This is a genomic window from Emergencia sp. 1XD21-10, from assembly GCF_009936045.1.
Taxonomy (GTDB): domain Bacteria; phylum Bacillota; class Clostridia; order Peptostreptococcales; family Anaerovoracaceae; genus Senimuribacter; species Senimuribacter intestinalis.
Genome location: NZ_QWEQ01000011.1, coordinates 64,007 through 78,241 on the forward strand (window position 1 = coordinate 64,007; position 14,235 = coordinate 78,241).

Below are 14,235 nucleotides of genomic sequence, written 5' to 3' on the forward strand. Positions count from 1 at the left end.
ATATTTTTTAAAAAAAACATCTTTAATATGCACATTGGTACTGTTCACATTGAAAAAGCTGCCGAAAGAACAGTAAAATTCTTCATAAGCAGCTTTGTTTGTGCATATTTTAAGAATTTCCCAAGAAAATATGCACAACGTCGTGCATATTTTAGGACTTTTTCTTGAATATATGTAATTCGCAGCACCCGCCTCATTACAGCCGTCTCGCTACCGCCTTTTCGCGAAGCTTTTTACGCAGTACCAAGAAAGTAATCAAATGTGCTGTCGCTGTAACACCCCAAGTCACCGGATAAGTGATGTAAAGCATCTCCAGCGTATGGAACTGCGGCATTTGAAACAGTGTCGTAATCCACAAAATTCTAAGACCGCAAACACCAACCAGCGAAACCAGCATTGGCATAACAGAATAGCCCATGCCGCGCAGTGCGCCTACCATAACATCCATAGCGCCACAAAGCGCATAGGTCGGCGCTATAATTCGCATCCTGCGCATACCTGCTGCAACCACCGCGCCGCTGGAAGAGTATATCCCCAGAAGAAACGGTGCAAATGCCAGTTCCAAAAGGCCTGTAATCAAACCTATTCCGATGGCGCACATCTCGCCTCTTGTCAAAATCTTGTCGATTCTGCTGATTCTCCTTGCTCCCACATTCTGACTGGTAAAAGAAATCGTCGCCTGATAAAAAGCATTCATAGGGAAATAAATAAAATTCTCCACGTTGCTGGACGCCGAGTTTCCTGCCACGATAGTCGCGCCAAAAGAATTTATGGAGGACTGAATCATCACGTTGGTCAGGGAGAAAATCATCCCCTGTACGCCCGCAGGAAGTCCAATTTTTACAATAGCAATCAGCTTGTCTCCATGAATGCGCAGCTCCCGCAGAACTAATTTCATGGTGCCTTCTTCTTTTCTCATGCACTGGATAATCAAAATCGCCGAAACCCACTGAGAAATTGCGGTTGCAGCACCAACACCCGCCACATCCATCCGCAGCGGAATTACAAAAATCAAATTAAGCACCACATTAATAACACCGGAAAATCCCAGATAGTACATCGGTCTTTTGGTATCACCGACCGCTCTGAGAATAGATGCGCCAAAGTTATAGACCATAACTCCGGTCATGCCAAGAAAATATACGCGCAAATAAAGCGCTGCAAGATCCACAACCTCCTCCGGCGTTTTCATCCAGATTAGAATTTGTCTCGAACCCAAAATCCCCATAATCGTCAGCAGTACTCCACTGACAAAGCTAAGCGCAATGGCTGTATGTACGGTCTCTTTTAAGGCCTCACTGCGCCGCGCACCGTAGTATTTAGCTGCCATTACATTGGCGCCGATGGAAAGCCCGATAAAAAGATTTACTAAAAGATTAATCAGCGCCGTGGTAGAACCCACCGCCGCCAGCGAATGGTCCCCTGCAAAACGTCCCACCACAATAATATCTGCAGCATTAAACAGAATCTGCAAAATACTAGAAAACATTAAAGGAAGAGAGAACCTGAGCATCTTTTTTAGCACTGGTCCTCTCACCATATCCATTTCAAAATTTTTCTTCTCTGTCATACTTCTTCTCCTATCGCTAATATTAAATTATATGCCTTTCTGTATAAAAAGCAATAGAGAAGTTGCATTAAATTTGTTTTATTTTGTATTCAGAAAATACTGATTCTCCTTATGTACACCGCCAAATGCCGGTTCCAATTTTTGTCTTATCGCTGCAAGTCCCGGGTCGTCTACAATCCGCGCGCTGCGCATGCAGCGCTTTACACAGGCAAGACAGCCGATACATTTGGACTGGTCCGCTTCAAAGCCTGCTCCATCATGAATAGCACCTACCGGACATATACGCGCACAAAGACCACACTCACTGCACCGCTCTGCAGCAACAGTGTTCATCGGATGCCGGCTGCCTTCTCTATACGGGCGGTTTCCCGGTACATCCAAAGGCTCAAACAAACTTGCCTGGGTAATCTTTTCGGCAAAGTCTTCCACTTTCGCCAGATCCTCCTGACTCGGACGCCCTCCCGCCAGCTTCGCAGAATAGGTGTGTTCCGCAAGCCATGCGGCCGCTGCAATTCCTACAAATCCGTTCGCCTCGCACATGTCCTTGGTTTCCAAAAGCGCATCATCAAACTCTCTGTTTCCGTAGGTCACCGTAAAAATCGCCGGCGTTCCATCACCTGTAATGTTCCCATACAGTTTTTCCGGATAAAGGGGAAGCCTTCCGGCATACACCGGCGCCCCAAAGATGACCAAATCATCAGCGCCAAAGTGGTATTTGCCAGCGCGCGCCTTCGCACTAGTCAGGTCAATCACGGTAAAATCCGGATCCAGTGCCTTTGCCACCGCTTCCACATATTTCTTCGTGCCCCGGGTCGGGCTGAAATAAATCGCTGTTACCTTTTTCATCTTAAAAAATCTTCCTCTCGCAAAACTCTGCCTTTTTCGGCTATGATAAACTGATGGTCCCATCTGCCGCCCACCAGTTTTTCCAGCGTCTCAAAGAGCCTTGCACGCATATCCCTCGGCTCTGCGTGAAGTTTGCTGTCCAGTTCAATGACCGGATAGTCCGTTCCCTCTTTCTCCTGCGCTGCCCTCACATGATCGCTCATATTGCTGCAGGTGATTAATACAGTGCTCATGATTACGCTTCCGCTTTTCCCGTGATAATCCATGGAGCGGGCTGCACTTCAAAAGCGTTCTTTGCGTTCAGTCTGGACACCGCTACTTGAATCACCTCTGCTTCCTTGATGCCGTTAGCCTCCAAAATGCCTCTCATAGCCCCTGCCACACTCAAATCCAAAGTATAGATTACTAGATTCATCTGTGGATTCATGGAGAGAAGAAACTTGATTTCCTGCTCCATGCTGGCAGAAGCGACCATAAATGCCACCGAAGGAGTCGGGTAATTCTCAAAGGTTTCTTCATCCACATGATCTGTGATTTTCATATTGCGCAAATCAAAATATGCCATATTATCCATCATGGCATCTCTATTGCGATGATTGTATTCCACTGCAATAACAGTACCTTCATTTGCCATAAAAGCAGCCTCAATGGCAAGGCTTTCGCCTCCAATCACACAGACCGTATCTTCTCTTCCGATTTCCATTTTGTTCAAAATAATGGAACGAACTTCGCTTCCCACGCCTCTTCCGGAATCTTTGCGGAAATTCAAATTGTCCATGCCCATCTTATAGGTATTGCGAGAGCTCGGATTTACCACCAGCATACCCGCAGAAGCGTTAATGCCGCGGTTAATCATATCGCTGACTTTATCGTGCTTAATCGGACCTTCCGGCGCGGAACCCTCGTTGTACCAGACCTCGCAGTCACCAAGCCCTGCATTCCACATATGATAAAAAATTTCAGCGTCTCCTGCTTCCATAAAAGCAAGCACTGCCTTATGCGCCTCTACTGTCGGAATCAGATTCTTATTTCTCTTGGTGATATCCATCATCTTAATCTGTTCCAAGTCAATCGGTGTATTATCTGCAAAATACTGCAGCCACGATAAAATAATTTCGTTGGTGAAAAGTTGTTTTTCCATAGCTTTCCGTCCTTTCTGTCTGTCAGGCTTCTTTTTCTCATTTTATCACGAATCCAGTGGGGTTTCAAGAAATCCCAGCTTACTTTCCGCCGCTGAAAACAATTTCTTCCCCACATGTCAAAAGACTCCATCATCCGATGGAGTCTTCTGACTGCGATATCTAATTAAGAAAGAACGTTCAAAAAGAAATTATCTCGTGTAACCCTATCTCCTTTTGACAAGTTTAGTATAGCAAGGAAATGTGATGATTTTGTCAAGGAATCGTATCGCTTCCATGTCTTTTGCGTTACGAAATAGTAAAGTTAGACCTGAACATCTTCGATAAGAATTTCCGTTTCCATTGGATACTTTGCCTTAATCTCTCCCAGCTTCTTAAAATGCGGCTGCTTTGTATGGTTTTTCTGTGCCTGCCTGCTCTCCCACTGTTCCCACAGCAAAATCTGGTTCTCCGAATCTGCCGGATAATAATAGGCATACCTGATGCACCCATCCTCCGCCAACGATTTTTCTATCACGCCGCAGGTTTTCACTTCCCCGTAAAAAGCGTCTCGCGCCGCTTTATCCTTTAGTGTGTATGTTACATAGAAATTCGTCATTTTTACATCGTTCCTTTCATGAACTTTTATAACAGTATAGCATAATTTATATTTTCCTCGCAACCACATGATATTTAGGTATGACCATAACATGGTAATGGCAAAAATACAACCATAGAAATATCATTTTGTAAAATTTCTTGCCATAGGATATAATGAAACTACATTAATCCCCGGAGGAATTTATCATGGAAATTATAGAATCTTATCTAACAAAAAGTGCCTGCTTTTTAGAAGGCGATACCATTGAGGTGAAAGGACTCATGCTGCACTCAGTAGGCTGCGCCTATCAGCAGCCTTTTTACTTTATGGAAAAGTGGAACAATCCCGACTGTCAGGAAGCCTGCGTTCACGCATTTATCGACGGCACAGACGGAAAAATTTATCAGACACTGCCGTGGAATCACCGTGCCTGGCACTGCGGCGGCACTTACAACAGCACCCACATCGGCGTAGAAATGTGTGAACCCGCCTCCCTTTCCTATACCAGTCAATTTGGGTTTACCTGTGATAACAGGGAAGAAGCCCTCGCCTGTGCAAAGCTGACTTACGATACTGCGGTGGAACTTTTCGCATGGCTTTGCCATAAATACGGGTTAGATCCGCTGGCAGACGGCGTCATCGTTTCACACTACGAAGGTTATCTTCGTGGCACTGCCTCTGACCACGAAGATCCAGAGCATTTCTGGCAAGGACTTGGTACAGACTACACGATGGACGGATTCCGCCGAGATGTAAAGTCTGCAATGTAAATTTCATTTTCGCCTAGCCTTTATAATCTGTTAAACTGCCCCTTTTTCTACTTTTTTAGGAACAAAGGGGCGGATTTTCTGGCATTACTTTTTCAAAGCAACACAAAACCCCACCTTGCGATGGGGTTTGCTTGTTTCGATTTCGAAAGTCCAAATATAGTTCTGATTAACGCTTGGAGAACTGAGAAGCTCTTCTTGCCTTTTTCAGACCGTACTTCTTTCTTTCCTTCATTCTTGGGTCTCTTGTTAAGAATCCAGCAGCTTTTAAAGGCGCTCTGTAGCTTTCCTTGTCAGCTTGGCAAAGTGCTCTTGAGATACCGTGTCTCAGCGCACCAGCCTGACCTGTAAATCCGCCGCCTGCTACTGTAGCAATTACATCGAATTTGCCTTCGCAGCCTGCAACTTCAAAAGGTCTTCTTACTTCTCTCTTAACGATTTCCATTCCGAAGTAATCTTCTAAATCTTTCTTGTTTACAGTGATTTTTCCAGTTCCAGGGATTAATCTAACTCTAGCAACTGAATGTTTTCTTCTACCAGTTCCCTGATATTGTAATTTTGCCATTGTCTATTCCTCCCTTTCCTTAGATTTCCAAAGTTTCCGGCTTCTGTGCAGCATGTGCATGCTCAGGACCTGCGTAAACTTTTAACTTCTTAAACATCTGTCTGCCCAGTTTTCCATCAGGAAGCATGCCTTTCACTGCGTGCTTAATGATTTCTTCTGGTTTCTTTGCCTGTAACTTTTCGAAAGTGATTTCTCTCAGACCACCTGGATATCCAGTATGTCTCTTGTAAATCTTTTCTTTTCTCTTCTTGCCGGTTACTTCTACTTTCTCAGCGTTGATTACGATTACATAATCGCCACAGTCAACGTGCGGAGTGTAGATTGGCTTGTTCTTTCCTCTCAGAACAGAAGCAACTTCAGATGCCAGTCTGCCGAGAGTCTTACCTTCTGCATCAACAACGTACCATTTACGTTCTACTTCTGCAGGTTTTGCAATGTAAGATTTCATTGTCTCTTCCTTTCTACCTACTAAGATACCTTCGCCGGTATCGTTTTCGGTTCTGCCTACTGAAATTCCACAAGGAATTTGTTTCGGCATGACTAAAACTAACTTTTAGCTTGCAGCGCTGCCGAACCCTGGCGGTTCTACGCATGCAAATCGCCTGTGAAAGCACAGTGCACGACTATTATATAGCAAAACCCTTGAGATTGCAACATCTTTTTGCATGAAATCCTCAACAAATGCGGGAAATTTTATAACTGCAATCAAATCAGAGCGGTGTTCCTTACCTTTAACACGAACCTTAACCTAAATTTTGATTTTCTCCAAAAAGTGTATAAGAGTCATCCTCTGTATCGGCAATCTGTTTGGATTTTATGCCAGCTGATAGATAAATTAACAAGAATATTGCATGAAGTCTCAGAAAACTGTATATGAATAGAAATTCAAGCGCCGCTACCTAAATAATGTCAACAGTTTTATACATTTTTTAAGCGGTTTCTTATTTTGGGTTAAGATTTGCTCTCTTCTCTTATACACTTTTTTAAAAATTTCTCGTTTTAGGTTAAATCCCTTCCCCGTTAAACTGTCATAATAACTATTTGCCTCTGCTCGCCCTGGTAAATTCGATTTTTTAGTTGCATTTTATTTACATTTATTGTAAAATATTCCTATAAAATACATTCATCGAAGGAGGTTATCATGGGATACATCGAATTAACACAGCAAGATATCGCACTGCAAAAGAAACTTCTACATCAATATCACACAGCGCTTCAAAAATTGCCGCAGGGTAAACTCACTTATAAAACAATCAACGGCAGACTTTATTATTATTGGATTGACTCTGCCAAAAAGCAACATTACATTCATAGTAAAAATTCCGACCTGATTTATGACTTAAAGTATCGAAGATTTTTAGAGGAGGCCACCTGCCAGATTGAACAAAATCTTCATATACAGGAAAAAGTTCTAACGCGTTATGGTCCCTACGATCCGTTCTCTATTCAAAAGCGTCTGCCGAAGGCCTATTCTGACCTCGTTCTCCCCTCTAACCTCAAGAGCAAATCTCCACATCATGACGGTGCAGAGCCGAGTTACCGTCCGGAAGGCTTAACCTACTCGACTTCTTTTGGTTTATATTTGCGTTCGAAATCCGAAGTCATTATTGCAGAGCTAATGCACGCTGCGAATATTGATTTTAGATATGAGCCAAAGGTTCGTCTGCAAACACCTGACGGGCACTGGATTACCTACAGACCAGATTTTGAGATCACACCACCTTTATATGAAGACATTTTCTGGGAGCATGCAGGACTTTTGCACAACGAAAGATACAGGGAAAGCTTTTTCAATAAAATTACTACATATCATCACAACAATATTGTAATGCCGAAGAATCTGATTGTCACAATGGACAACCCCGATGGCACACTGGATGTTGCTGCTATTGATCGAATCATCAAAGGACAACTTCTCCCTCTCTTTAGAAAAGCTTAACCTAAATCTAAAATTTTTGCAAAAAATGTATAAATATCATCGTCTAGGTTTAGACTGAATCGGAATTTACACGATAAAATAACCGAAATCCCAGGATTTCTGCAATTTTGAAAGCGAGGCAGTTGACATTCATCATAAAACTTATACATTTCTTGATGTTTCTCTGGATTTCGGTTAAGTTTTTGTAATTTCGTTATACACAAAATTCATTTTTTTGGATTTTAGGTTAAGAATACTGCTCTACTATCTCCCTACTCAAACAGCGGCGTAGAAAAATACCTCTCTGCAGTGTCAGGCAATATCGTTACGACGGTCTTGCCTTTTCCCAGTTTTTCTGCCAGCCTAAGCGCCGCTGCCACATTGGTACCGCTGGAGATACCGCACATGAGCCCTTCCTTGCGTGCCAAGTCCTTGGCCGTCTGCAGCGCCTCTTCATCGCTGACGATATAGATATCATCGTAAATCTGCTGATTCAAAACCTTTGGGATAATACCATCTCCAATTCCCATCTGTATATGTGTTCCCACCGTACCTCCTGCTAAAATCGCAGCATTCTGCGGCTCCACTGCCCAGATTTCAATCTGCGGATTCAAAGCTTTCAGCGTTTCTCCGATACCTGTAATGGTTCCGCCGGTGCCAATACCAGAACAAAATCCGTCAATAGGTCCTGCCACCTGTTCCAAAATCTCAAGCCCGGTATGGTGACGATGCACCATTGGATTTGCTTCATTTTCAAACTGCTGCGGTACAAAAACTTTCGGATTCTCGGCAGCCATGCGGTTCGCCATCTGTACACACTCTTCGATACAGTCGCCAATATTGCCCTCGTCATGTACCAGCAGCACCTTTGCGCCGTAATGCTCCACAAGGAAACGACGTTCCTGACTGACAGAATCCGGCATGATAATAACAGTCTCATAGCCTTTTACTGCGCCTACAAGGGCAAGCCCAATTCCCTGATTCCCGCTGGTCGGTTCAACAATCACAGAATCCGGCCGCAAAATTCCGTCTTCCTCCGCCTTTGTAATCATATTGTAAGCAGTTCTCGTCTTTACAGAACCGCCTACGTTAAGCCCCTCAAATTTTACAAGCACCCTCGCACTTTCAGGACTAACCATTTTATTCAGCTGAATCATCGGCGTTTCACCCATGGCGTCTAACACATTTTTATATATCATCGTTTAACTCCTACTTAAAAACTATTTACTCAGTATATCATAAAGATTTTAATTTGTCACTTTTCTTTGACAACGCCGCTAATTTGTGCTATAGTACTTACGAAAATAAAATAAGACAGTTCGTGACCATCCTGTCTATAAACAAAACTACGGAACTAAAGTCAACATTATTTTTGATTATTATTTTAATGTGCCTGCAGATTCTGTAGGCGCATTTTTTGTTCCGGGAAAGGACAAAAAATGGAACGTTATTCCATCATTTCTGACAAGAATCCGCGGGAGATCGTCCTCCTGCGCGGCAGCGGATGTAAATGGCGCAGATGCAGATTCTGCGATTATCATCTGGATTTTTCCAAAGACGAAACCGCAAACTTCAATCTAAACCGGGAAGTGCTTGGCAAAATTACAGGGCTTTACCACAAGCTGGAGGTAATCAATTCCGGCAGCATCTGTGATTTGGACAAGGCTACCATGGCACAGATTAAAACAGTCTGCAAGACGAAAAACATCAAGCAGGTTCACTTTGAATGTCACTGGACAGACAGAAGTTGTATCAGCCACCTCCGGGAAGAATTTGCTGCTGCCGGCATTCTTCTAAAATTTAAAATCGGAGTGGAAACCTTTGATTCTCTCTTTAGAGAATCCTATCTATTAAAGGGCATCGACGAAACAGACCCTGAGAAAATCGCTGAGGACTTCAACGAATGCTGTCTGCTCTTCGGTATTCCAGGACAAACGGCGGATTCTATGAGATCCGACATCGAAACAGGGCTGGCATACTTTGAGCGGGTTTGTGTCAATATTATGGTAGAAAACTCTACCCCGGTGCGGCCTGATCCCCGCGTTATCGAGCTTTTTAAAAACACCATCATGCCAAAATACCTGCATAATGAGCGGGTAGATATTTTAATGAATAATACAGATTTCGGAGTAGGAGGTAAATCTAATGAGTAATGAATTAGTTTTAATCGTGAGTCTAGTCTGCATTTATGCAGCAGTTGTTCTTTTTTATAAATTTTTCGGTAAGACCGGTCTTTATATGTGGACTGTGGTCGCCACTATCGCAGCTAATATTGAAGCGCTGATTCTGGTAGATGCTTTCGGCATGGAACAGACTTTGGGCAATATCCTGTTTGCCTCTACTTTCCTGGTCACTGACATTTTAAGTGAAACAGAAGGCAGAAAATACGCAAACACTGCTGTAAAAATCGGCATTTGTGTCAGCATAGCTTTCATTCTGATTTCCCAGTCCTGGTTCTTATACACGCCAAATGCAAACGACTGGGCAATGCCTTCCATTCAGTCGGTATTTTCCAACACACCGCGGCTTATGCTGGTCAGCATTGCAGTCTATGGTATCGTACAGATGTTTGATGTCTGCGCTTACCATCTGATTTGGAAACGCACGGAAAAGGTACTCGGTGACAGCCAGAAAGGACTTTGGATCCGCAATAACGGCTCCACCTTGCTGTCTCAGCTTATGAATACCGTACTATTCACCTTCGGTGCTTTTGTAGGAGTACACAGTTTTTCTACACTGATTCACATCTGCATGTCCAGCTACGTCATCTTCATTTTCACCAGCGTTTTGGACACCCCTGCAGTGTATCTGGCTCGCAAACTGAAAAATAAAAATCAAATTTCAGAGCTGTCATAAACGCAGCCCTGACTCATACGCATAGATTACATGCAATATATTATTATAAATCGTGCATTTGCATTATGGACAAAAAAATATTCCCAAACCCCTTGACAAACCCGCAAAAAACGGTATTATATTTACAGCATGATTCACAGATTTGATGTGGATAATATATTTTATACAATTCGCAAATACCTATAATAAATTATAATAAAGTCCTAATCCAAAGAAGAAACGACGAGAATTACCTCGCCGTTTTTTCTTGTGTTCACACACCTTGAGATTCTGCCTCTATTTTTTCTGTAATAGTCTGCTCTGTCAATTCCGAAAGACCATATAATCTTTCATTCATCATATCGTGGAAACAAACCGGAAGGTGGTCTCTATGCGCTTGATGCGCTGCTACGCATTCAACACAGTTTCCATGCATTCTACACGGTCTGGTGCAAGAGCAATAATCTTCCCCACGGGCGACAGCCTCCCGCAGCTGTTTCGAAAATTCAATCCCCAGCCGAACGGATTCCTTTTCATCTCCGCGTTTATATGCTTCCATCGCTGCCATCTCGATTTCATTATAATCGATCTGCATCTTTCGTCCTCCTCTCTCAAGCCAGCGTTATTCTTCAATGAGACTTTTAAACATTTCCACAGCATTTTCCATGATACTGTCAGTGAAGTCATATCCCGATGTGTGAAACGAAGGAACATAAAGTCCACCGCCAATATAAAAGTAAAGTTGCAAGTAGCTATTAATAGCCGGCATTCATTATTCGATGTACTAGTAGTCAACTGATGGCTGAATTAGAGAATCAACCAATAGTTCCTTCCAAAAAAAATGCTTATTATGTATGATAAAACTAGGAGGTAAGAAATGAATCAAGAAAAAATTGGAAAATTTATTGCTGAATGTCGTAAAGAAAAAAATCTTACTCAGCTACAGCTGGCAGAAAAGCTTAACATTAGTAATAGGGCGGTTTCAAAATGGGAAACAGGAAAAAGCTGTCCAGATGTAGCGATAATGATGGATCTATGTGACATTCTTGGCATAAATGTAAATGAATTGTTATCAGGAGAAAGGATTATAGTGGAAAATTATCAAAAAAAGGCAGAACAAAATTTGGTGGAATTACAGAAACAAAAAGCGCAAGCAAACAAGATGAAAAGAAAATTGGAAATATTATGGGGAGTGATTACAATTATTCTATGTCCAGTTCATTTAGCTATAAATTATTTTTATCCTGAAAATCAAGGAACATATATTGGTTGGTTGATTTTGACAATAGGGGCTCTTTTGTTTGTACCATATTTTTTAAAATATTACAAAGTAGAAATTAAATTGAAAGAAGTAACTAATTGATATATTTATCGCTTCTGTTTCATTTCATAAGATTTTAAAGCAAACGCCCACCAAATAAAAAACGGTGTATGGTGGGGGGGGAGAGTTGCTACGCCCGAAAGACTTAACAGATACTCTTCAAGCTTGTTTTAAAGTTTAGCAGTATTCTATCTGCTCATACAAAACAAGGTCAATTCATACATAGCATGTCATGAAGCGTTTTGTCAAATGCTTTTTTGCGTTATTGACGCAGGCCCTTGCTAGTGCGGCGTGAAACGGGACAAGATTGTTAAATCCTGTTCCCCGTTTTCAGCGGCGCAATGGCAACGGCAAAATTCCAGACGGTCAGGGGTTTAAGGGTGGAGATTTTTTCGCGCACTTTGTGGAAAAATACTACTCGCTCCTTGACGGTCTGGATAGTCGGAACGGACATAGCGCGAGGATTGTTTCTCGTAATCGGGTATGGTATAATTCTCCCTAGTACAAACTGATACATCGTAATTAGAAACTCATAATTTTACAGGTGTTTATCACACCTCATAGGGTTTTAATAAAATCCTCCGAAAGCCTTGAAAACAAAGGATTTATCGCAATCATCACCCCTTATTTCTTTATATGATTTCACACCATGTTACCCTTGTTCTGCACAATCATAAGGGCAAAATCAAGGGCAAGAAAATCTCATAACAAGTTATAACAGAGTGTGGTAATCGGAGAACTGTGATATATGTGCGAATATATTATAACGGAGGACTTTTTAATGGATAAGTATATTTATATGAAAGCAACGGTCTTTGGTATGAACTGCAAGGAGATTATTATATTCCTTGCCTTACTTTACCAGCCGAAAAAGGACACAAGCCTATCGGCTTATGGGGGCAGCGACACAAACACTATTTGCAGGAACATAAACGGGCAGTTTACACCACGCTTCTCACAAGCGGAAAATTGAACTGTTATCTTGCTGATATTGACGAACAAGCAACGAAGATGATGTTTCGATTGGTCGAACAAATGGCTGACAAGGAGGGCGTGACTGAACAACTAAAAGCAGAAAGCATGATATTGTGGATTGGAAGAATGAATGAAATACAAGCGAGGGCGAGAGAAATTGTATATAGCAAACTGATTTATAACTAATGAGCGTAACGCTTATTGCCTTAAAATACAGTGGGTGGAGGATAATACTTCCCCTACTGTATTTTGGGCTTGCAGATAGTAACAAAACAAGGCTTCTCATTAGGCAATAGCGTTACATTGACACGCTACTGCTTATGCAAATGAACAACAGTATAGAAATCTTCACGCCTTCGTGATATACTTTTTATACAGGAACAAATTAGAAGTTGCGGAGGTGTCTTATGAAACGAGAATTAGGAATTGCCAGATGTGGTCTTGCGTGTTGCTTATGCACAGAAAATGCTGATTGTAATGGATGTGGCTCAAACGGTTGTCCAGATAATGATGTTTGTGAGAATAAAAAATGTTCGATTGCAAAAGGACTGACACATTGTTATAAGTGCGAAGAAAATTGCAAGAAAGGATTATTAGGTAAAATCAAACCCTACACATTTACTTTATTTGCTAAAAAATATGGAGAAGAAAAACTTTTGGACTGTTTAGAGAGAAATGAGAAAAATGGAGTTGTGTATCATCGAAATGGCATAAACGGAGATTATGATGATTTTGATGATGTAGAGCAGTTAATGAATTTTATCTTGACGGGAGTGAGATAACTCCCAGTTTATATATCAAATCCTCTGACATCTGATTTTCAGTGAAAGGACACTGCTACCCGAAATCAAGATTGCCGCACGAAGTGTATTTTTTGACGAGACAGGCAAACGAGTACGCACCAAAAATGAAATCATGGGCGAGGACGGTAAAATCCGTAATGGTTGTACCGTTATCAAATTGTAACGACCCTGTTTAAGCTTTTGCCTATAAAAAACTAAGAGGGACAAGGTAGGGTTGCTACTTTGTCCCTTATTTTGCATTACCGCCAACTCAATGCGTAAATCAATTCCGCATTGATAACTTCCTCCACTGTATTTCGGATATTGTTCATTTTCTGCACCCACTCAAGTGGCTTATCCGCCTTTAGCTGTTCCGTAATACCCTGTGCCTGCTTCATGCCCTCTATGAGCCGTTCAAAGCATTCCTGCGCCCGCCTTCTAATATCCTCTTTCAACTTCTTTGACAACGGATCCTGCGCCATGATATTGTCCAGCGTATATTTAGTCCGATGGATAGACCGCATCCGATTCTCCAGTCGCCGAATTTTGTTTCGTATTTATTTATCGTATTAGACAACGTCCTCACGTCTTCAATATTGCTGACGATAGAAATACCGCCTACAATTTTTTGATTTTCTATGAGCGGTGACATATTTACCGTGTAGTCTATTCCCTGTTCGCTTCTAAGCGCTCCAACGATGGGTTTACCTGAATTGACTACTTCCAAAAGACGTGCGCCGGGGGCAGATATCTTTCAGCGGCTTTCCGACAATGTCTTCCGCCGTAATCCCTGTAATCCGGGTGTAAGCGGGATTGATGTACTGAACCACATACTCTGCATCGACCATCAGTACGCCATCATATAGATTCTCAAAAAAAGTCTTTCCTACATTCCTTATTTCAGCTTTCACTTTTCATTTGCTCCTATACTACATGT

General features: G+C 42.1%; 17 protein-coding genes and 1 pseudogene. 7 read left to right on the forward strand and 11 right to left on the reverse strand.

Going from position 1 to position 14,235, the window contains the following annotated elements; all coding sequences use genetic code 11:
• Positions 1 to 196 precede the first annotated feature (196 nt).
• The 5 genes from D1151_RS08220 to D1151_RS08235 form a co-directional block, all read right to left on the reverse strand.
• Entirely contained in the window at positions 197 to 1,570 is a 1,374-nt protein-coding gene (locus D1151_RS08220) for an MATE family efflux transporter (protein ID WP_161908571.1), read from the reverse strand.
• A gap of 78 nt (positions 1,571 to 1,648) precedes the next feature.
• Complete coding sequence (locus D1151_RS08225) at positions 1,649 to 2,416, reverse strand: 4Fe-4S binding protein (RefSeq protein WP_161908572.1); 768 nt, start codon at positions 2,414 to 2,416, stop codon at positions 1,649 to 1,651.
• Positions 2,413 to 2,649 carry a hypothetical protein gene (locus D1151_RS16650; protein WP_202620403.1) on the reverse strand — a complete coding sequence of 79 codons (237 nt, stop codon included), beginning with the start codon at positions 2,647 to 2,649 and terminating at the stop codon, positions 2,413 to 2,415. The genes D1151_RS08225 and D1151_RS16650 overlap by 4 nt, the downstream gene beginning before the upstream one ends.
• Positions 2,650 to 2,651: 2 nt before the next feature.
• A complete protein-coding gene (locus tag D1151_RS08230; RefSeq protein ID WP_161908573.1) occupies positions 2,652 to 3,557 on the reverse strand; it encodes a precorrin-6B methylase in 906 nt (301 codons plus the stop codon).
• A gap of 302 nt (positions 3,558 to 3,859) precedes the next feature.
• Positions 3,860 to 4,153 (reverse strand): putative quinol monooxygenase, encoded by a 294-nt coding sequence (locus D1151_RS08235; RefSeq protein WP_160201162.1) that lies wholly within the window; start codon positions 4,151 to 4,153, stop codon positions 3,860 to 3,862.
• Between the two features lie 188 nt (positions 4,154 to 4,341).
• On the opposite strand from D1151_RS08235, the gene D1151_RS08240 reads away from it, so the two are divergent.
• The gene (locus D1151_RS08240) at positions 4,342 to 4,905 is read left to right on the forward strand and encodes an N-acetylmuramoyl-L-alanine amidase family protein (RefSeq protein ID WP_160201161.1); all 564 of its coding nucleotides are present in this window, start codon (positions 4,342 to 4,344) and stop codon (positions 4,903 to 4,905) included.
• Positions 4,906 to 5,071: 166 nt separating this feature from the next.
• Here D1151_RS08240 and rpsI read toward each other — a convergent pair whose 3' ends face one another.
• Positions 5,072 to 5,467, reverse strand: a complete 396-nt coding sequence (gene rpsI / locus D1151_RS08245) for a 30S ribosomal protein S9 (RefSeq protein ID WP_160201160.1) — start codon at positions 5,465 to 5,467, stop codon at positions 5,072 to 5,074.
• Between the two features lie 19 nt (positions 5,468 to 5,486).
• A complete protein-coding gene (gene rplM / locus D1151_RS08250; RefSeq protein ID WP_160201169.1) occupies positions 5,487 to 5,915 on the reverse strand; it encodes a 50S ribosomal protein L13 in 429 nt (142 codons plus the stop codon).
• A 693-nt stretch (positions 5,916 to 6,608) separates the two neighbouring features.
• On the opposite strand from rplM, the gene D1151_RS08255 reads away from it, so the two are divergent.
• Complete coding sequence (locus D1151_RS08255; protein ID WP_161908574.1) at positions 6,609 to 7,406, forward strand: hypothetical protein; 798 nt, start codon at positions 6,609 to 6,611, stop codon at positions 7,404 to 7,406.
• 251 nt (positions 7,407 to 7,657) lie between these two features.
• Here D1151_RS08255 and cysK read toward each other — a convergent pair whose 3' ends face one another.
• Positions 7,658 to 8,584 carry a cysteine synthase A gene (gene cysK, locus D1151_RS08260; protein WP_160201158.1) on the reverse strand — a complete coding sequence of 309 codons (927 nt, stop codon included), beginning with the start codon at positions 8,582 to 8,584 and terminating at the stop codon, positions 7,658 to 7,660.
• 240 nt (positions 8,585 to 8,824) lie between these two features.
• On the opposite strand from cysK, the gene D1151_RS08265 reads away from it, so the two are divergent.
• On the forward strand, positions 8,825 to 9,538 hold the full coding sequence (locus D1151_RS08265) for a radical SAM protein (protein WP_160201157.1): 714 nt from the start codon (positions 8,825 to 8,827) through the stop codon (positions 9,536 to 9,538).
• Entirely contained in the window at positions 9,531 to 10,241 is a 711-nt protein-coding gene (locus D1151_RS08270; RefSeq protein WP_161908575.1) for a queuosine precursor transporter, read from the forward strand. Before D1151_RS08265 ends, D1151_RS08270 begins: the two co-directional genes overlap by 8 nt.
• A 253-nt stretch (positions 10,242 to 10,494) precedes the next feature.
• On the opposite strand, the gene D1151_RS08275 is transcribed toward D1151_RS08270, so the two are convergent.
• Positions 10,495 to 10,815, reverse strand: a complete 321-nt coding sequence (locus D1151_RS08275) for an LPS biosynthesis protein (protein WP_161908576.1) — start codon at positions 10,813 to 10,815, stop codon at positions 10,495 to 10,497.
• Positions 10,816 to 11,097: 282 nt separating this feature from the next.
• On the opposite strand from D1151_RS08275, the gene D1151_RS08280 reads away from it, so the two are divergent.
• From D1151_RS08280 to D1151_RS08290, 3 genes and pseudogenes are all read left to right on the forward strand, one after another.
• Positions 11,098 to 11,583, forward strand: coding sequence for a helix-turn-helix domain-containing protein (locus D1151_RS08280; protein WP_161908577.1), 486 nt, complete (start codon positions 11,098 to 11,100; stop codon positions 11,581 to 11,583).
• Between the two features lie 739 nt (positions 11,584 to 12,322).
• Positions 12,323 to 12,702 (forward strand): annotated as a pseudogene (locus D1151_RS08285) (TnpV protein).
• Between the two features lie 221 nt (positions 12,703 to 12,923).
• A complete protein-coding gene (locus D1151_RS08290; protein ID WP_160201697.1) occupies positions 12,924 to 13,298 on the forward strand; it encodes a DUF3795 domain-containing protein in 375 nt (124 codons plus the stop codon).
• Positions 13,299 to 13,558: 260 nt separating this feature from the next.
• Here D1151_RS08290 and D1151_RS08300 read toward each other — a convergent pair whose 3' ends face one another.
• Entirely contained in the window at positions 13,559 to 13,822 is a 264-nt protein-coding gene (locus tag D1151_RS08300; protein ID WP_161908578.1) for a TnpV protein, read from the reverse strand.
• 180 nt (positions 13,823 to 14,002) lie between these two features.
• Positions 14,003 to 14,209, reverse strand: coding sequence for a PAS domain-containing protein (locus D1151_RS08305; protein WP_161908579.1), 207 nt, complete (start codon positions 14,207 to 14,209; stop codon positions 14,003 to 14,005).
• Positions 14,210 to 14,235: the final 26 nt, after the last annotated feature.